The sequence below is a fragment of the Pseudomonas chlororaphis genome, from assembly GCA_001023535.1.
Classification (GTDB): domain Bacteria; phylum Pseudomonadota; class Gammaproteobacteria; order Pseudomonadales; family Pseudomonadaceae; genus Aquipseudomonas; species Aquipseudomonas chlororaphis_E.
In genome coordinates, this window is record CP011020.1 from 3,736,509 (window position 1) to 3,754,383 (window position 17,875).

A 17,875-nucleotide genomic window follows, 5' to 3' on the forward strand; every position below is an offset into this window, starting at 1 on the left:
CCTCAGCCGTTGGGCCCTACTGTCGCAACGATGGTCACTTGCTTGTTGTCCGGTATTTCCTGGTAAGCCAGCACATGCAGCCCCGGGACCGCGAGGCGCCCGAACCGCGAGAGCATCGCGCGAATCGGACCGGCCACCAGCAGGATCACCGGTTGCCCTTGCATCTCTTGCCGCTGGGCTGCTTCGATCAACGAACGCTGCAGCTTCTCGGCCATGCTTGGCTCCAGCAGAACACCCTCTTCCGAACCTTGTCCTGCCTTCTGCAAACTATTGAGCAATATCTGTTCCAACCTTGGCTCCAAGGTGATCACAGGCAGCTCGGACTCAGTACCTACAATGCTTTGGACGATTGCGCGGGATACACCGACCCGCACCGCCGCCACCATCGCGGCGGTATCTTGACTCTTGGAAGCGTTGTTGGCGATGGCTTCGGCGATGCTGCGAATGTCGCGCACTGGCACTTGCTCGGCCAGGAGCGCCTGCAGGATCTTGAGCAGTTGCGACAGCGAAACCACCCCCGGCACCAACTCTTCGGCCAGCTTCGGCGAGCCCTTGGCCAGCACTTGCAGCAATTGCTGGACTTCTTCGTGACCGATCAGCTCGCTGGAGTGCTTGTACAGAATCTGGTTCAAGTGGGTGGCAACCACGGTGCTGGCGTCCACCACGGTATAGCCGAGGGACTGCGCTTGCGCCCGCTGGCTGATTTCGATCCACACCGCTTCCAGGCCGAAAGCCGGATCTTTGGCGGTGATGCCGTTGAGCGAACCGTAGACCTGTCCCGGATTGATCGCCAGCTCGCGATCCGGGTAGATCTCGGCTTCGGCCAGGATCACCCCCATCAGTGTCAGGCGATAGGCACTCGGCGCCAGGTCGAGGTTGTCGCGGATATGCACGGTCGGCATCAGGAAGCCCAAATCCTGGGACAGCTTCTTGCGCACGCCCTTGATCCGCGCCAGCAACTGGCCGCCCTGGTTGCGATCGACCAATGGAATCAGGCGGTAGCCGACTTCCAGGCCGATCATGTCGATGGGGGTCACGTCGTCCCAGCCCAGTTCCTTGGTCTCCAGTGCGCGAGCCGGCGACGGCAGCAGTTCCTGCTGGCGCTTGACCTCTTGCAGGGCCTGGATTTTCTGGGCGTTCTGTTTTTTCCAGAACAGGTAGGCACCACCCGCCGCCAATGCGGCCATGCTCAGGAAGGAGACATGGGGCATGCCCGGCACCAGGCCCATCACCGCCATCAGGCCAGCGGCCACGGCCAGGGCCTTGGGCGAGGCGAACATCTGCCGACCGATCTGCTTGCCCATGTCCTCGGAACCCGATGCACGGGTCACCATGATCGCGGCCGCTGTGGATAACAACAGTGATGGCAATTGCGCCACCAAACCGTCACCGATGGTCAGCAAGGCGTAGACCCGGCCCGCATCGCCAAAGCTCATGCCGTGCTGGAAGATACCGACCGCCATGCCGCCGATCAGGTTGATGAACAGGATCAGCAGGCCGGCAATGGCGTCACCGCGCACGAACTTGCTGGCGCCGTCCATGGAACCGTAGAACTCGGCTTCCTGGGCCACTTCCAGGCGCCGCGTCTTGGCCTGGTTCTGATCGATCAGGCCGGCGTTGAGGTCGGCGTCGATCGCCATTTGCTTGCCAGGCATCGCATCGAGGGTAAAACGCGCGCTCACCTCGGAAATCCGCCCGGCACCCTTGGTCACCACGACGAAGTTGATGATCATCAAGATGGCGAAAACCACGATACCCACCACGTAGTTACCGCCAATCACCACCTCGCCGAAGGCCTGGATCACCTTACCGGCGGCGGCATGACCGTCCTGGCCGTGGAGCATGACCACCCGGGTGGACGCCACGTTCAGCGCCAGGCGCAGCAACGTCGCCACCAGCAGGATGGTGGGGAACACCGCGAAATCCAGGGGGCGCAGGGCGTAGACGCAGACCAGCAACACCACGATCGACAGGGCGATGTTGAATGTGAAGAACACGTCCAGCAGGAACGGCGGCACGGGCAGCATCATCATGGCAAGCATGACCATCAGCAGCAGCGGCACCCCGAGGTTGCCTTGGCTGAGAGTCACAGCGTTGCTGCGCGCGGTGCTGAGTAGCTGAGAGCGATTCACCGATATTCCCCGTTTCTGTGAAGCAAACTTTTGACGCCCGGAACGAGCGCAAACGGGGCATTGCAAGAAGCCTTCCAACTTTTGTCAGGGGTAGCAATAGAGGCGCAGCGCGCGCCCACATCAGCCTTGGCCCGACTCAGGAATCACGCCGCAAATCCGGCGGAATCGGCAGGTCTTTCAGCGGCTCGGGACGCTTGCCCTTGCCGACGCGGTGCTGGCGGATCTGGTAGACGTAGGCCAACACCTGGGCCACGGCCAGGTACAAGCCGCCGGGGATTTCTTCTTCGAGTTCGGTGGAGTAGTAGATCGACCGTGCCAGGGCCGGGGATTCGAGCAGCATCACCTGGTTGGCGACGGCGATCTCGCGGATCTTCAAGGCCAGGAAGTCGCTGCCCTTGGCCAGCAACACCGGCGCATTGCCTTTTTCGGGGTCGTACTTGAGCGCCACGGCGTAGTGGGTCGGGTTGGTGATGACCACATCGGCCTCCGGAATGGCCGCCATCATCCGGCGCTGGGAGACTTCGCGCTGCAGCTGACGGATCTTTTGCTTGACCTCCGGCTTGCCCTCCTGCTCCTTGTACTCGTCGCGCACCTCCTGCTTGGTCATCATCAGCTTCTGCTTGCTCTGATAAAGCTGGATCGGTACGTCGATGGCGGCGATCAGGATCAGCCCGCAAGCCATCCACAACGTGCTCCACCCCACCAGTTGCACACTGTGGATGATGGCCTGCTCCAACGGCTCGTGGGCAATGCTCAGAAGGTCGTCGATGTCGCCCTGCAACACCGTCAACGCCACGGACAGGACCAACAGGAACTTGCCGAAGGCCTTCAGCAGTTCCATCAGCGCCGAAGTGGAAAACATCCGCTTGAGGCCCGACAGCGGGTTCATTCGGCTGAACTTGGGCGCCAGGCTGCCGGCGGCGAACAGCCAGCCGCCCAGGGAAATCGGCCCGATAAAGGCCGCCAGCAGCAGGAAAATCAGAATCGGCTGCACCGCCAGGATCGCGATCTTGCCCGAGTGCAACAGGTACTGCGTCATTGCGCCGGGCGTGAGCAGTATTTCGCGAGGCAGGGAAAAGTTAAGGCGCATGATTTCCAGCAGGTCCAGGGCCAACCCACCCCCGTAGATCAACAGGCCACCCGCCCCGGCCAGCATGATCGCCAGGGTGTTGAGCTCCTTGGAGCGGGCAATCTCGCCCTTTTCCCGGGATTCGCGCTTGCGCTTCTCCGTGGGGTCTTCTGTCTTGTCCTGGCCACTCTCGCTTTCAGCCATGGTCAGCGCGCCTGTGCCATGTCACGTAGCAGCTGCAGGGCCTGGGTCGCCAGCGGCTGATACTGGTTGAGAATATCCCCCAGGCTGATCCAGAAGATCACCATGCCCAGCACCAGGGTCAGCGGGAAACCGATCGAGAAGATGTTCAGTTGCGGCGCCGCCCGGGTCATGACGCCGAAAGCGATGTTCACTACCAGCAGTGCGGTGATCGCCGGCAATACCAGCACCATCGCCGCACCCAGGACCCAACCGAGCTTGCCGGCAATCTCCCAGAAATGATTGACCAGCAGCGCGCTGCCCACAGGCATCGTGGTGAAACTTTCGGTCAGTACCTCGAACACCACCAGGTGCCCGTTCATGGCGAGGAACAGCAAGGTCACCAGCATGGTCAGGAACTGCCCGATCACCGCACTGTTGACCCCGTTGGTGGGGTCGACCATGGAGGCGAAGGCCATGCCCATCTGGATCGAAATGATTTGCCCGGCCACGACGAATGCCTGGAAAAACAGCTGCAACGAGAACCCCATCAGGGCACCGATGAGGATCTGCTCGGCCACCAGCATCAACGCACTGAGGTCCAATGCATGGACCGGCGGCATCGGCGGCAGGCCGGGGGCGATGACCACCGTGATCGCCAGGGCGAAATACAAGCGCACGCGTCGCGGCAACAGGGTCGTGCCGAAGACCGGCATGCTCATCAGCACGGCGGTGACGCGAAACAGCGGCAGGACGAACGCCGCCACCCAGGAACTGATCTGGGTGTCGGTCAGCGCAAGCATCGACATCAGGTCAGCCGATCAACTGCGGAATACTGCCGTACAAACGCAGGATGTATTCCATAAAGGTTTGCACGATCCAGGGGCCGCCCACGATCAGCGTGACCAGCATCACCAGCAGACGCGGCAGGAAGCTCAGGGTCTGTTCGTTGATCTGGGTCGCGGCCTGGAACATCGCCACCAGCAAGCCCACCAGCAGGCTGGGGATCACCAGGATGGCGACCATCATGGTGGTCAGCCAGAGCGCTTCGCGAAACAGGTCTACCGCAACTTCAGGCGTCATATCTTGCTATCCGCAGGGAAGGTCTAAACACCGCCGAAACTGCCCGCCAGGGTGCCAATGATCAACGCCCAGCCATCCACCAGCACGAACAGCATGATCTTGAACGGCAAGGAAATGATCAGCGGCGACAGCATCATCATACCCATGGCCATCAGCACGCTGGCGACCACCAGGTCGATGATCAGGAACGGGATGAAGATCATGAAGCCGATCTGGAACGCGGTCTTCAGCTCGGAAGTGACGAACGCCGGCACCAGGATGGTCAGCGGCGCCTGGTCCGGACTGGCGATGTCGGTGCGCTTGGACAGGCGCATGAACAGCTCCAGGTCGCTGCTGCGAGTCTGGGCAAGCATGAAGTCCTTGATCGGCACCTGGGCCTTGGCAACCGCGTCCTGGGCGCTGAGTTTTTCCGCCAGGTAGGGTTGCAGCGCATCCTGGTTCACCCGGTCGAACACCGGGGCCATGATGAACATCGTCAGGAACAGCGCCATGCCGGTGAGGATCTGGTTCGACGGTGTCTGTTGCAGACCCAGGGCCTGGCGCAGGATCGAGAAGACAATGATGATCCGGGTAAAGCTGGTCATCAACATGACGAACGCCGGAATGAAGCTCAGCGCGGTCATGATCAGCAGGATCTGCAAGCTGACCGAATATTCCTGGGCCCCGTCGGCGTTGGTGCCCAGGGTAATCGCCGGGATTGACAGCGGATCGGCGGCAAAGACCGACGGCGCGGCCAGCATCAAGGCCAGCGCCAACAGAATGCGCAACGGCATTACTTCTTATCCTTCTGGTCTTTGCCCAGCAGTTCCATGAGGCGCTGGGCAAATTCGGGGGTAGCCTGCTCGGTGGAGGGCACCTGCACCGGCTCCTTGAGGACGTGCAAGGCGGTGATGCTGCCTGGACTCAGGCCGAGCAGGATCTGCTCGTTGCCGACCTGCACCAGCACCAGCCGGTCCCGTGGGCCGAGCGCGCGCGTGCTGACGATGTCGATGACCTGCCCCTTGCCCGCCGGCCCGGCCTGCTGCACGCGGCGCAGCAACCAGGCGAGGAAGAAGATCAGGCCCAGCACCAGCAACAGGCCGATCACCAATTGCGCCAATTGCCCGGCCACGCCGCTGCCACTGGCCGACGTAGCGGCCGCCGTGGCCACCGGCTCGGCCGCCAGCACGCTGAACGGCAGCATCAATGCAGCGCCAAGGAAACCTTTCACTCAGCGCAGCTTCTTGATGCGTTCGCTCGGACTGATCACGTCCGTCAGGCGAATGCCGAACTTCTCGTTGACCACCACCACTTCGCCATGGGCGATCAGCGTGCCGTTGACCAGGACATCCAGCGGCTCGCCCGCCAGACGGTCCAGCTCGATCACCGAACCCTGGTTCAGTTGCAGCAGGTTGCGAATGTTGATGTCGGTGCTGCCCACTTCCATGGAGATCGACACCGGGATGTCGAGGATCACGTCCAGGTTCGGACCGTCCAGGGTAACCTGCTCATTGCTCTTGGGCATGCTGCCGAACTCTTCCATCGGCAGACGGTTGGAAGCGTGGGCCCCCGTATCGGCCGCCAGCAGCGCATCGATATCGGCCTGCCCGGCGTTGCCGGTTTCTTCCAGGGCCGCAGCCCATTCGTCGGCCAGCGCCTGGTCATCCTGGGTATTCATATCGTCAGCCATCATGTGTCCTCGGCGGGCAAAAATCGGTTCAAAACGTAAAAGTCAGTAAAAAAGGCTCAGCCACTTCGACACCGGTCAGCGGCGTTCGATCGGCTCGATCACCTGCAACGCCAGATTGCCCTTGTGGGAACCCATCTTGACCTTGAAGGCCGGTACGCCGTTGGCGCGCATGATCATGTCTTCCGGCATTTCGACGGGAATGATGTCCCCCGGCTGCATATGCAGGATGTCCCGCAGACGCAACTGGCGCCGGGCGACCGTCGCACCGATCGGCACGTCGACATCCAGCACGTCCTGGCGCAACGCGTTGATCCAGCGTTCGTCCTGGTCGTCGAGGTCCGATTGGAAACCGGCATCGAGCATTTCTCGCACCGGCTCGATCATCGAGTACGGCATGGTCACGTGCAGGTCGCCGCCACCGCCATCGAGTTCGATGTGGAAAGTCGAGACCACGATGGCTTCGCTCGGGCCGACGATGTTGGCCATGGCCGGGTTCACTTCGGAGTTGATGTACTCGAAGTTCACTTCCATGATCGCCTGCCAGGCCTCCTTCAAGTCGACGAAGGCCTGTTCCAGCACCATGCGCACGACCCGCAGCTCGGTCGGGGTGAATTCACGGCCCTCGATCTTGGCGTGACGGCCGTCGCCACCGAAGAAGTTGTCCACCAGCTTGAACACCAGCTTGGCATCGAGGATGAACAAGGCGGTGCCACGCAACGGCTTGATCTTCACCAGGTTGAGGCTGGTGGGTACGTACAGCGAGTGTACGTATTCACCGAACTTCATCACCTGTACGCCACCGACGGCCACATCGGCCGAGCGGCGCAGCATGTTGAACATGCTGATGCGGGTGTAGCGGGCGAAACGCTCGTTGATCATTTCCAGGGTCGGCATGCGTCCACGAACGATGCGATCCTGGCTGGTCAGGTCATAGCTTTTGACGCTGCCCGGTTCAGCAGCATTTTCGGTCTGCACCAGGCCATCGTCGACACCATGCAACAGCGCATCGATTTCGTCCTGGGACAACAGGTCCTGCACGGCCATGTCGTGTTCCTACTGCAATACGAAGTTAGTGAAGAGCAATTGTTCGATCACCACTTTGCCCAGCTCTTTCTGAGCCACTTCCTGGACGCTGGCCGTGGCTTTCTGGCGCAACATTTCCTGGCCGACAGGGGTGGCCAGGGTGTCGAAATTCTGTCCGGAGAACAGCATCACCAGGTTGTTGCGGATCAGCGGCATGTGCACCCGCAGGGCCTCCAGGTCGGCCTGGTTGCGCCCCATCAGGGTGATGCTGACCTGCATGTAGCGCTGGCGGCCATTCTGGGTGTAGTTGGCGACGAACGCAGGCGCCATGGATTCGAAAATGGCCGGTTGCTTACCGACGGGGGCGGCTTCGGCCACGGGAGCCGGCTTGCTCTGGGCCCCATGCATGAAATACCAGGTAGCCCCCACGGACACCCCGATCGCCAACAGCAGGCCCACCACGATCATGATGATCATCTTGAGCTTGCCCTTGGTTGCCGGGTCTTTTACAGCTGCTGCTTCACTCTTCGCCATGCCAATAATCCGTCACTAATCGGGGGGTTCACGGTTGCCTGGCAAGGCAGGAGCAAGTGTTATGCCAGAAGCAATTTACGCCACCCGAAAACAACTGTGGGAGCGGGCTTGCTCGCGAAGGCTGTGCGTCAGATGACATGATTATCAACTGGCACACCGCCTTCGCGAGCAAGCCCGCTCCCACAAAAGGTTACCTCACCAGGTCAGGCGTAGTAATCGACCGCGCTGCTGCCGATCACACTGGTCGTACTGGCTGCAACTTCGGCCACGCCAGCCGGCAGGTGCTCATCCACCGACGCATCCGCTCGACCGCCCGATGAGGTGGTACGTCCGGCCTGGGCCTGCTGCTGGGCCGGCTGGTCCTGGTTGGGCGATCCTCGGGACTGATCGGACACGTTGACGTCGACCTGCCCCATGCCCTGCTGGGTGAAGCTGTCCCGCAAGCGGTGCAATTGGCCTTCGAGGGCTTCGCGAACGCCCGGGTGAGCACTCATGAACGTGACCTGGGTCTGCTGGTCCGGCACCATGTTCACGCGGATGTCCAGTCGCCCGAGTTCGGCGGGTTGCAGCTGGATGTCGGCCGCCTTGAGATTGGCGCTCGACAGGTACATCACCCGGTTGACCACCTCTTCGGTCCAGCCATTCTGGTTCATGGCAATGGGCTGGTTGACCGGCACCGCGTTGGCTGTCTTCGGCGTCGCCGCCTGGGTCAGGGCCGCCAGGCGATTGGCGAAGTCGTCGACCCGGGTGTCGCTGGCCGCGCTGGTCAGGTCCTTGAGGCCCTCGCTGATCAAGCCGCCAAAAGCCTTTTCACCGCCCTGGCTGCCAGGGCTGGTGCTGTCCTGGTCAGCCTGCACGGTGAGCATGCTCGCCATGCCGGCGGCGAAGGTTTGCGCCGACGTCGGCTCGGCATCAAGCGCCGCCGGGGCGGCAGCCTTGGGCTGGGCCTGGCTGGCGGCGGAAACATGACCACCCTGCTCCATGGCCAGCCGCAAGGCAGGCATCGCGTCGAGCGGGTCGGCTTGGGGATCGAACGCAGGGTCCGTCGCCGGGTCCGCAGGCGGCGTGGTCAGTGCCTGCGAGACGACTGGAGCCACTACCGCAGCGGCCACCTGGGGATCCGCCGCCACCACTACTGGCGCGGGCTCCGGCGCAGTCGTCACCACGGGCGTGGTGACCTCCGGCAGCAATGTCGGATCAACCGGCGCAGCGTCAGCCACTGGCGCGTCGGTCGAATCTGCGGCGTCATCGCTCGCGACCTGGTCGTCGGCATCGGCGGGTTTGTCCGCGGGCAAGGGTTTGCCGCTATCGGCAACCGTCCGCTCGGGGGCGGCAGCGGTTTCGTTGCCGGCGTCCTTTTTGACGGTGTTATCGGAAGACTTGTCGCGCATCGGTTTTACCGACGGTTCAGGGGCAGCCGATGACTTGGCGGGCGCCTGACGGGCGAAGACCTGAGCGAAGCTGGAGGCTCTATCCCCATTGTCCGGGGCCGCCGCCGGTGAATTGACGGCTGCCTGGGGCTTGGCCTGGGCAGTGGCCTGGAGCAGCGTATTAGGGGTGACAGGCATGAACATTTTCTCCGCTGCACTGGATTCATAGGTACAGTCGGACAAGACAATGCAAGGGGCGGGCCAACGCTTGAGTGGCCGGTAGATCTCAGCAGTGGAAGCCTTCGCGCTCTTCCCGGCAAAGATTGCGGACATGGGCAAATTCGCTGTCGATTTCGCTGACCAGTTTTTCGATACCCCCCAGCGAAGGCTGTTTGGCACGCTGTTCCAGCTCACCACACAACTCGGCGAGGCGAATGGCTCCCATGTTACTGCTGCTGCCTTTGAAGCTGTGGGCGGTGGCGCTCAGTTTTTCAGCGTCCCGGGCTTCATGCAGCACGCGCAAACGCGCCTCGGAGTCGTTGAGGAAGGTATCCAGCAGTTCCAGATAGCCCTCTTCCATGACTTCCTTCAACGTGCTGAGCACGTCGCGATCCAGATGAATCTCACTCACTTGTTCGCTCCCTGATCAAGAATGACCCGATTATGCCAGAGCCTCCCAGAAAAACTCCACGCGTACACTACGACCATCGTCTGACCAACGGGCCTGATGGCTCAGCTGACGCACCAGGCTTACGCCGCGCCCGGACAACCGATCACAGTCCACGGGCCGTGCCAACACCCGGGCAACATCGAAACCTTCGCCGCTGTCCTCGACCTCGATAACCAGACGGCCACCGTCGCCGTTTGGCGTGACGTGCAGATGCACCCGCACGTAACCGGCGCTCAACTCATCCAGACGCGTATTGCGATCGTTGTAATAACGTGCAAATCCTGACGCGTCGCGCTTGAGGTCCGAGTCGAGCCCCAGCACCCCGTGATCCAGAGCGTTGGAGTAGAGCTCCGACAGAACACTGTAGAGGGCGCCACTCTGCGCCCGAAGCCCATGGACCTCAAGCAGTAACTGCAGCAGATACGGCATCGGGTTGAAGCGCTTGAGCGTCTGCGCCCGGAACTCGAAGCTCACCGACCAGTCCAGCGGGCTCGATTGACCGCTATCGGAATAGACCGGTGGCGGCGGGTTGAGTTGCGTCGCGGCGACCAGGCTGACCTCGACCATGCTGAAATCGTCCCGGGCCTCACCGCGAAAGTCCCGCAGGGCCTGCTGGATGTCCTCGAACAGCAGGTCTGGCTCGCGGTTGGCCGCGAACACCTGCTGCAGACGCTCCACGCCGAACAATTGCTCGTCATCGTTAGCGGTGTCGATCACCCCGTCGGACAGCAGGAACACCCGGTCCCCCAGGGACATGGGGTGCACTTCGGTGCGGTCGTCGAACAGTTGCGGCGAGAGCACACCCAACGGCAGGTGCCGCGCCGGCAGCGGCGTGCGCGCCCCGCTCAGGCTGTCATGCAGGTAGCCATCAGGCATGCCGCCGTTCCAGACCTCCACCGTGCGCCGTTGGAAGCTCAGGCACAGCAGGGTCGCGCAACAGAACATGTCCACCGGAAGGATGCGTTTGAGCTTGGCATTCATCTCCCGCAGGATCTGCGCCAGGCCGTAGCCCTTGGCGGTCATCCCATAGAACACTTCGGCCAGCGGCATCGCACCGACCGCCGCCGGCAACCCATGCCCGGTGAAGTCCCCGAGCAGGATATGCATGTCGCCGGCGGGGTTGAACGCAGCCAGCAACAGGTCGCCGTTGAACAGGGCATAGGGCGATTGCAGGTAACGGATGTTCGGCGCGCTCAGGCAGCCGGAGTGGGCGATCTTGTCGAACACCGCCTTGGCGACGCGCTGCTCGTTGAGCAGGTAGTCATGGTGTCGGGCAATCTGGTCGCGCTGCTCTACCACTGTGGCCTGCAACCGCCGCAGACGGTCCATGGCCTTGATCTTGGCGGCCAGGATCACCTGGTTGTAGGGTTTGGCAAGAAAGTCGTCGCCACCGGCCTCCAGGCAACGCGCCAGGCCTTCGCTTTCGGTCAACGAGGTGAGAAAAATGATCGGGACCAACTGATCCCCGGCCAACTGCTTGATTTTCTGCGCGGCCTCGAAACCATCCATGACGGGCATCATCGCATCCATCAGCACCAGGTGCGGGCGCTGCTCCAGATAGACCTCGACCGCTTCGGCGCCATCGGCGGCAGTGAGCACCTGATGCCCTTGGCGGCGGACGATGGTCGACAACAGCAGGCGGTCAGCGGCACTGTCCTCGGCAATCAGGACTGTCAGTGATTCGGCGGCGGACAACATGGCTGTATCAGGCTTTGCCCGAGGATTGCCCTGCCTGCTGCCGTCCCTCCGCCGACTTGTCTTCTTTCGGGCTGTTGATATCGAACAGCTTCTCGAAATTGGAGATTGCGAGGATCTTGCGCACATCCGCGCCGCAATTGATGACACTCACGTCGGCGTCCTCGCCGCCCGCGTAGTCGCGCAGCAACAGCAGCATGCCCAGCGCGGAGCTGTCGAGGTAAGTGGTGTCTTTCAAGTCCACGACATAGCTATCAAGCTGTGCATTGAGTGTTTCGTACTTCTCGTAAGACTGCCGAAACTCTTGATGGAGCTTGAAATCGAACCGCCCCTTGACCGAAATCGTCAGCTTTTTTCCATTGCTCGATAATTCGGTAAAGACTTGTATCGCTTGAGCTTGCATAGCTGGCTTCCCTGTCATGGACATACGTGTACAAGGTTTAGCACTTGGTCGAAGCCTGAGCAAGGTTTCACAGCATTCACTCTAAAAAACTCCATGATCAGTATGGATTCTGTCGCGGCAGGCGCTGGGACAATTCATCCAGCAGCTTTTGCTCGCGCTTGTCTTCCAACTGCCGTGCTTCATCGATATAGCGTTGCACCAGCTTGCGCAGGCCTTCGACCCGGGCAAACGCCTCTTGCCAACTCTGGCGGGCCTTTTCCAGATTGTTCTGGTGCCAGACCAGGCTTTGTCGTTGCTGGTCGATCGCGGTGCCCAATTGTGCAAGAAACCCTTGGTAACCCAGCAGCCATTGCCCGGAGACACCGTGGCTGCCACGGGTGATCCACTGTTCCTGGTATTCGAGGCGAAAGTTTTCCAGGTCGGCCAGCTTACTTTCGGCAACCGCCACCTGGCCCTGGAAATAGGCCAATCGCTGGACGGCGGTTTTCTCGGCCTTCTCCGCCATCTCGACCACTGGCGCCAGACGCGCCGCACGACTCGTGGCCATGATCGGTTACCCGCCGGCGATCGGCGTGAAGATACTTTCCAGGTGCGCTTCGCTGGCGCCCAGGCCAATGTTGTCGTTCAGGCTCTGGCGCAGGTAGACGGACATTGCCGGGTAAAGATTGATGGCGATGTCGGTCTCGCGATCACCGCCGGGCACGTAGGCGCCCACGCTGATCAGGTCCCGGCTCTGCTGGTAGCGCGACCAGTACTGCTTGAACTGCTGGGCGCGCTTGAGGTGTTCGGTGCTGATGACCGACGGCATGACCCGGCTGATGGACGCCTCGATGTCGATGGCCGGGTAATGCCCTTCCTCGGCCAGGCGCCGGGACAGCACGATGTGACCGTCGAGCACACCCCGCGCCGAGTCGGCGATAGGGTCCTGCTGGTCGTCGCCTTCGGACAACACGGTGTAGAAGGCGGTGATCGAACCACCGCCCTTCTCCGCGTTACCGGCGCGCTCCACCAGTTTCGGCAGCTTGGCGAACACCGACGGTGGATACCCCTTGGTGGCCGGCGGCTCGCCGATGGCCAGGGCAATTTCCCGCTGGGCCTGGGCGAAACGGGTCAGCGAATCCATCAGCAACAGGACGTTCTTGCCCTTATCGCGAAAATACTCGGCGATACGCGTGCAATACATGGCCGCCCGCAGGCGCATCAACGGCGCATCGTCCGCGGGCGATGCCACGACCACCGAACGCTTGAGGCCTTCCTCGCCGAGGATGTGCTCGATGAACTCCTTCACCTCGCGGCCCCGTTCGCCGATCAGCCCGACCACGATGATGTCGGCTTCGGTGAAACGGGTCATCATGCCTAGCAGCACACTCTTGCCCACGCCGGTACCGGCGAACAGACCCAGGCGCTGCCCGCGTCCTACCGTCAATAAACCGTTGATGCAGCGGATGCCCACGTCCAGTGGAACGCTGATGGGGTCGCGCTTGAGCGGGTTGATCGTCGGGCCGTCCATCGGCACCCAGTCTTCAGCCTTCATGCCGCCCTTGCCGTCAAGAGCCCGCCCGGCACCGTCCAGCACGCGCCCGAGCATGCTCATGCCCATGGGCAGGCGACCGGTATCGGCCAACGGCACGACACGTGCGCCCGGAGCGATCCCGGCCACGCTGCCCACCGGCATCAGGAAAACCTTGCTGCCGGCAAAGCCCATGACTTCGGCTTCAACCTGCACCGGGTGATAACTGTCGTCGTTGATCACCATGCAGCGACTGCCCATGGCCGCGCGCAGGCCTTCGGCTTCGAGGGTCAGGCCGACCATGCGCAACAGGCGCCCTTCGAGGATCGGTTGGCCGGCCAGTTCGGTCGCCTCGGCGTAACTGCCCAGGCGCTTGCCGAAGCTGGTTCGCTCAAGGCGCATCGCGGTCGTCCGCTGTCGTTGCAACCGGTTCGACGCCTTCGAGGTCGATACCGGCGGCGCCCTTGAGTTCGTCCGGCAACTCCAGGCTCAAATCGCCGGGGGCCGGGTGCAAGGCTTGCTCGTGCAATTGGTCGAGCAACTTGGCCATGACTTGGTTGATGCGCGTCTCGACGGTCGCATCGATGCGGCTGTGCTCGGTTTCCACCCGGCAACCGCCCGGCAGCAACGACGCATCCTCGACGATGCGCCAGGTTTCTTCGTGGCGCTCGCGCAGGGCTTTGACCAGTTCGAAATCCTGGGGATTGATGTACAGCCGCACATTGCCCACGCCCAACGGCAACAGCTTGAGGGCTTCACGCATGACATGCTCGATCTGGCTCGAATCGATGGCCAGTTCGCGCTGAATCACCTGCCGGGAAATATGCTGCACCAGGTCCACCAGGGACTTCTCGATCTGGGTGTCCTGTTCGGCGATCGGCTCGAACAGGTTGACCATCAGCGATTCCAGCGCCCGGAGCTTGGCCGTCAGCGCCACATCGGCTTCCTGGCGAACCTTGAGGGTGGTGCTGTGGAAGCCTTCCTTCTCGCCGACGGCAAAGCCTTCGTTATAGGCTTCCTGACGAATGCTCTCGACTTCCTCAAGGGTCAGCGGCTGGACTTCCTCCAGCGGTACTTCCTCGATTTCCGGCAGTTCTTCCACCGGCTCCGGTTCAGGCTCGGGCACATGGGGATCGAAGCTGGGCAGCGACCAGACGTCGAAACCACCGACGTCCCGGGCGCGGATCAGGTCGCTGGGTGACTCATCGCTCTTGGCAGACATAACGACCTTAGATCATCTCTTCGCCGCCCTTGCCACCGAGCACGATCTCTCCGGCTTCGGCCATGCGGCGGGCGATGGTAAGGATTTCCTTCTGCGCAGTTTCCACGTCGCTGACGCGCACCGGGCCCTTGGCCTCGAGGTCGTCGCGCAACAGTTCCGCCGCCCGTTTGGACATGTTCTTGAAAATCTTTTCCTTGACGCCTTCGTCCGACCCCTTGAGGGCCAGGACCAGCACATCGGAAGACACTTCGCGCAACAGCGCCTGGATGCCCCGATCGTCGACGTCCGCCAGGTTGTTGAACACGAACATGAGGTCTTCGATCTGGCCGGACAGGTCTTCGTCGAACTCGCGGATCGAGTCCATCAGCTGGCCTTCGATCGAGCTGTCGAGGAAGTTCATGATGTCCGCCGCACGCTTGATACCACCCAGGGTGGTGCGCGAGGCATTGGAGTTGCCCGAGAACTGCTTCTCCAGAATCTGGTTCAATTCCTTCAGGGCCGCCGGCTGCACGGTGTTGAGCGAGGACACCCGCAGGATGATGTCCAGGCGCACCTTGTGGTCGAAGTTGCCCAGTACTTCACCGGCCTGGTCCGGGTCGAGGTAAGCCACCACGATGGCCTGGATCTGCGGGTGCTCGTAGCGGATCACGTCGGCAACGGCGCGCGGTTCCATCCACTTGAGGCTGTCCAGGCCACTGGTGTTGCCACCCAGCAGGATACGGTCGATCAGGCCGTTGGCCTTGTCCTCGCCGAGAGCCTGGGTCAGCATCTTGCGCACGTAGTCGTCGGAGCCGACGCCCAAGCTGGTCTGGTCGCCGACGATGTCGACGAACTCGCTCATCACCTGTTCAACCTGCTCGCGATGCACATTGCCCATCTGCGCCATGGCCACGCCCACGCGCTGGACCTCCTTGGGCCCCATGTGGCGCAGCACCTGGGCAGCGTCGGTCGAACCCAGGGACAGCAGCAGGATCGCGGCTTTGTCGACCCGGGACAATTTGGCAACAGCGGCTCGATTATCACTCATCTGCGTTAATCCACTCTTTCACGACCTGGGCCACACGACCCGGATCTTCTGCCACCAGACTCTTGATGGCGTTCAACTGTGCGTCATAGCCTTCGCTCGGGCTTGGCAGCAGAATGCTCTGCGGCCCGCCAAGGCTGACGCGATCGTTAGCCAATTCGCCATCCAGACCGCCCATGCCGCCCAGTTCTACGTCACCCAGGCCTGCCAACTGCTTGCTCTTGCCGCCGCCGGTAATGTTGTTGAGCACCGGACGCAGCACGCCGAACACCAGGATCAGGATGAACAGCACGCCCAATATCTGCTTGACCACATCCCAGAACCAGGGTTGCGAATAAAACGGAATATCGGCGATCACTTCCCCGCGCTCCGAAGAGAACGGCACGTTGATCACGCTGACGCTGTCGCCGCGGCTGGCGTCGAAGCCGACGGCGTCCTGCACCAAGCGGGTGAAACGCGCCAATTCGTCGGCGCTCCAAGGGGCACGGCTGGTTTCGCCGTTGGCCGGATTGACCTTGACCTGGTCGTCCACCACCACGGCAACCGACAGGCGGTTCAACCGGCCCTGCTGTTGCTTGGTGTGACTGATGGAACGGTCAAGCTCGAAGTTCTTGGTCGACTGCTGACGCTTGTCGGCCGGGTACGGCGCCAGCATCGGCTGGCCAGTGGCCGGGTCCATGATCTGCTGGCCGTTGGCGTCCACCAGTGGCTGGCCTGGCTGCACCATGCCGGCGGCACCTGCGGCGCCTCCCGTGGTTTGCGGCGCGCTGGCCGGCGATGGCGGCTGGTTGCTCAGGGCACCCGGCACGCCTTGCGGGCCATTGCTGGCGGTACGTTGTTCATTCACCGACTGCTCGCTGCGCAACGCCGGCTGGTCCGGGTTGAACTGCTCGGAAGTCGACTCGACTGCACTGAAGTCCACGTCGGCGGACACTTCGGCCTTGTAGCGGTCGTTACCCAGGATCGGTTGCAGGATGTTGTGCACCCGCTGGGTCAACATGCCTTCCATGCGGCGGCTGTAGTCGAATTGCTTGCCGGCCATGGTGAGCTCGGAGTTCTCCGCCTGGTCGGACAGCAGATTGCCTTTCTGGTCGACCACGGTGATCTGCGATTTGCTCAGTTCAGGGACGCTGGTGGACACCAGGTTGACGATGGCCAGGACCTGGCCAGGCTCGAGGGAGCGGCCGGCGTACAGCTCAACCAATACCGACGCACTCGGCTTGCGCTCATCGCGCACGAACACCGAGCTTTTCGGGATCGCCAAGTGCACACGGGCGGCCTTGACGTTGTTCAGACTGGAAATGGTCCGTGCCAGCTCACCTTCCAGGCCGCGACGATAACGGGTCGCTTCCATGAACTGGCTGGTGCCCAGGCCCTGGTCCTTGTCGAGGATCTCGAAACCGATGTTACCGTCTTTTGGCGTCACGCCCGCCGCGGCAAGCTTGAGGCGCGCACGGGCGACATCGTCGGCCTTGACCAGCAAGGCACCGGAATTGGGTTCGACGGTATAAGGAATGTCGGCGGAAGACAGCGTCTCCATGACTTGCTTGGCATCCATGCCCTCCAGACTGCCATAGAGGGGACGGTAGTCCGGCTGCTGGGACCACAACACCACGGCAAAACCAATCGCCACGCTGGCAGCCAGGCCGACCAACAGGCCAACCTGACGCAACATGGTCATCTCGGAGAGATTTTCCAGGAAGGACAAGCCGAACAGCGGCGGTTTGCCGTCTGGTGCGGTGGCCTTGGCTGGAACGTTATCTACGGCTGCTTCTGCCATGACTCAATAGTTTCCTTAAACCGGCATCTGCATGATGTCTTGATAGGCTTGAACCAGTTTGTTGCGAACCTGGGTCAACGCCTGGAACGAGACACTGGCTTTCTGCGAAGAGATCATCACGTCTGTGAGGTCGACACCACTTTTGCCCATTTCAAAAGCACTGGCTAATTGGTTCGACGCCTGCTGGGTATCGTTCACTTTATTGACGGCCTGACCGAGCATGTCGGAAAAGCTGCTGCCACCCACCTGGGGGACCGCGACCGACTTGGGCTGGGCCATGGCGTCCATTTGCATGGCCCGCATGTCCAACATCAATCGATTAAATTCAATACCTTGGCTCATGGTCTACTCTCTTTGGCGGCCCGCATTTTTTTGACACTTACTCAGCGGGTACCCAGGTAGTAGCAACAAGGGTGCCAGCTCGATGACCGCAATAAACAAATGAGTGGGAGCGAGCCTGCTCGCGGAAGGGGTGGGCCAGACAACACCTGTATTGTTTGACCTAGCGCTT

Annotated in this window: 18 protein-coding genes and 1 pseudogene; all 19 read right to left on the reverse strand. The window is 61.8% G+C overall.

The genetic code is table 11. From position 1 onward, the window contains the following. Positions 1-2: 2 nt before the first annotated feature. The 19 genes and pseudogenes from VM99_16585 to VM99_16675 all read right to left on the reverse strand — a co-directional run bounded on the left by VM99_16585 (position 3) and on the right by VM99_16675 (position 17,706). Entirely contained in the window at positions 3-2,132 is a 2,130-nt protein-coding gene (locus VM99_16585) for a flagellar biosynthesis protein FlhA (protein ID AKJ99609.1), read from the reverse strand. A gap of 136 nt (positions 2,133-2,268) precedes the next feature. Further along, positions 2,269-3,405, reverse strand: coding sequence for a flagellar biosynthesis protein FlhB (locus tag VM99_16590; GenBank protein AKJ99610.1), 1,137 nt, complete (start codon positions 3,403-3,405; stop codon positions 2,269-2,271). Positions 3,406-3,407: 2 nt separating this feature from the next. After that, positions 3,408-4,190, reverse strand: coding sequence for a flagellar biosynthesis protein FliR (locus VM99_16595; GenBank protein ID AKJ99611.1), 783 nt, complete (start codon positions 4,188-4,190; stop codon positions 3,408-3,410). A 4-nt stretch (positions 4,191-4,194) separates the two neighbouring features. Further along, complete coding sequence (locus tag VM99_16600; GenBank protein ID AKJ99612.1) at positions 4,195-4,464, reverse strand: flagellar biosynthesis protein FliQ; 270 nt, start codon at positions 4,462-4,464, stop codon at positions 4,195-4,197. Positions 4,465-4,487: 23 nt separating this feature from the next. Continuing rightward, entirely contained in the window at positions 4,488-5,237 is a 750-nt protein-coding gene (locus VM99_16605) for a flagellar biosynthesis protein flip (GenBank protein ID AKJ99613.1), read from the reverse strand. Then, positions 5,237-5,674: a flagellar assembly protein FliO gene (locus tag VM99_16610; GenBank protein AKJ99614.1), complete on the reverse strand. Its 438-nt coding sequence runs from the start codon at positions 5,672-5,674 to the stop codon at positions 5,237-5,239. Before VM99_16610 ends, VM99_16605 begins: the two co-directional genes overlap by 1 nt. Continuing rightward, the gene (fliN, locus tag VM99_16615) at positions 5,675-6,133 is read right to left on the reverse strand and encodes a flagellar motor switch protein (GenBank protein ID AKJ99615.1); all 459 of its coding nucleotides are present in this window, start codon (positions 6,131-6,133) and stop codon (positions 5,675-5,677) included. A 75-nt stretch (positions 6,134-6,208) separates the two neighbouring features. Further along, positions 6,209-7,177 (reverse strand): flagellar motor switch protein FliM, encoded by a 969-nt coding sequence (locus VM99_16620; protein ID AKJ99616.1) that lies wholly within the window; start codon positions 7,175-7,177, stop codon positions 6,209-6,211. Positions 7,178-7,186: 9 nt separating this feature from the next. Continuing rightward, positions 7,187-7,690: a flagellar basal body protein FliL gene (locus VM99_16625; GenBank protein AKJ99617.1), complete on the reverse strand. Its 504-nt coding sequence runs from the start codon at positions 7,688-7,690 to the stop codon at positions 7,187-7,189. Positions 7,691-7,893: 203 nt separating this feature from the next. After that, a complete protein-coding gene (locus VM99_16630; protein ID AKK01777.1) occupies positions 7,894-9,258 on the reverse strand; it encodes a flagellar hook-length control protein in 1,365 nt (454 codons plus the stop codon). 88 nt (positions 9,259-9,346) lie between these two features. Then, positions 9,347-9,691: a histidine kinase gene (locus VM99_16635; GenBank protein AKJ99618.1), complete on the reverse strand. Its 345-nt coding sequence runs from the start codon at positions 9,689-9,691 to the stop codon at positions 9,347-9,349. 30 nt (positions 9,692-9,721) lie between these two features. Next, positions 9,722-11,428 carry a chemotaxis protein CheY gene (locus VM99_16640; protein AKJ99619.1) on the reverse strand — a complete coding sequence of 569 codons (1,707 nt, stop codon included), beginning with the start codon at positions 11,426-11,428 and terminating at the stop codon, positions 9,722-9,724. 73 nt (positions 11,429-11,501) lie between these two features. Continuing rightward, positions 11,502-11,813, reverse strand: a pseudogene (locus tag VM99_16645) (hypothetical protein). 112 nt (positions 11,814-11,925) lie between these two features. After that, a complete protein-coding gene (locus tag VM99_16650) occupies positions 11,926-12,375 on the reverse strand; it encodes a flagellar biogenesis protein (GenBank protein ID AKJ99620.1) in 450 nt (149 codons plus the stop codon). A 6-nt stretch (positions 12,376-12,381) separates the two neighbouring features. Then, entirely contained in the window at positions 12,382-13,740 is a 1,359-nt protein-coding gene (fliI, locus tag VM99_16655; protein ID AKJ99621.1) for an ATP synthase, read from the reverse strand. Continuing rightward, positions 13,730-14,560, reverse strand: coding sequence for a flagellar assembly protein FliH (locus VM99_16660; protein ID AKJ99622.1), 831 nt, complete (start codon positions 14,558-14,560; stop codon positions 13,730-13,732). The genes fliI and VM99_16660 overlap by 11 nt, the downstream gene beginning before the upstream one ends. Positions 14,561-14,567: 7 nt before the next feature. Then, positions 14,568-15,587, reverse strand: coding sequence for a flagellar motor switch protein FliG (locus tag VM99_16665; protein ID AKJ99623.1), 1,020 nt, complete (start codon positions 15,585-15,587; stop codon positions 14,568-14,570). Further along, positions 15,580-17,364: a flagellar M-ring protein FliF gene (locus VM99_16670; protein ID AKJ99624.1), complete on the reverse strand. Its 1,785-nt coding sequence runs from the start codon at positions 17,362-17,364 to the stop codon at positions 15,580-15,582. The genes VM99_16665 and VM99_16670 overlap by 8 nt, the downstream gene beginning before the upstream one ends. 15 nt (positions 17,365-17,379) lie before the next feature. Beyond that, positions 17,380-17,706, reverse strand: coding sequence for a flagellar hook-basal body protein FliE (locus tag VM99_16675; protein ID AKJ99625.1), 327 nt, complete (start codon positions 17,704-17,706; stop codon positions 17,380-17,382). Between the last annotated feature and the right edge of the window lie 169 nt (positions 17,707-17,875).

Bases quoted from the DNA above. Each gene is read 5' to 3' on its own strand.
- VM99_16590 (AKJ99610.1), bottom strand. From the start codon at position 3,405: ATGGCTGAAAGCGAGAGTGGCCAGGACAAGACAGAAGACCCCACGGAG.
- VM99_16595 (AKJ99611.1), bottom strand. From the start codon at position 4,190: ATGTCGATGCTTGCGCTGACCGACACCCAGATCAGTTCCTGGGTGGCG.
- VM99_16600 (AKJ99612.1), bottom strand. From the start codon at position 4,464: ATGACGCCTGAAGTTGCGGTAGACCTGTTTCGCGAAGCGCTCTGGCTG.
- VM99_16605 (AKJ99613.1), bottom strand. From the start codon at position 5,237: ATGCCGTTGCGCATTCTGTTGGCGCTGGCCTTGATGCTGGCCGCGCCG.
- fliN (AKJ99615.1), bottom strand. From the start codon at position 6,133: ATGGCTGACGATATGAATACCCAGGATGACCAGGCGCTGGCCGACGAA.
- VM99_16620 (AKJ99616.1), bottom strand. From the start codon at position 7,177: ATGGCCGTGCAGGACCTGTTGTCCCAGGACGAAATCGATGCGCTGTTG.
- VM99_16625 (AKJ99617.1), bottom strand. From the start codon at position 7,690: ATGGCGAAGAGTGAAGCAGCAGCTGTAAAAGACCCGGCAACCAAGGGC.
- VM99_16630 (AKK01777.1), bottom strand. From the start codon at position 9,258: ATGCCTGTCACCCCTAATACGCTGCTCCAGGCCACTGCCCAGGCCAAG.
- VM99_16640 (AKJ99619.1), bottom strand. From the start codon at position 11,428: ATGTTGTCCGCCGCCGAATCACTGACAGTCCTGATTGCCGAGGACAGT.
- VM99_16650 (AKJ99620.1), bottom strand. From the start codon at position 12,375: ATGGCCACGAGTCGTGCGGCGCGTCTGGCGCCAGTGGTCGAGATGGCG.
- fliI (AKJ99621.1), bottom strand. From the start codon at position 13,740: ATGCGCCTTGAGCGAACCAGCTTCGGCAAGCGCCTGGGCAGTTACGCC.
- VM99_16660 (AKJ99622.1), bottom strand. From the start codon at position 14,560: ATGTCTGCCAAGAGCGATGAGTCACCCAGCGACCTGATCCGCGCCCGG.
- VM99_16665 (AKJ99623.1), bottom strand. From the start codon at position 15,587: ATGAGTGATAATCGAGCCGCTGTTGCCAAATTGTCCCGGGTCGACAAA.
- VM99_16670 (AKJ99624.1), bottom strand. From the start codon at position 17,364: ATGGCAGAAGCAGCCGTAGATAACGTTCCAGCCAAGGCCACCGCACCA.
- VM99_16675 (AKJ99625.1), bottom strand. From the start codon at position 17,706: ATGAGCCAAGGTATTGAATTTAATCGATTGATGTTGGACATGCGGGCC.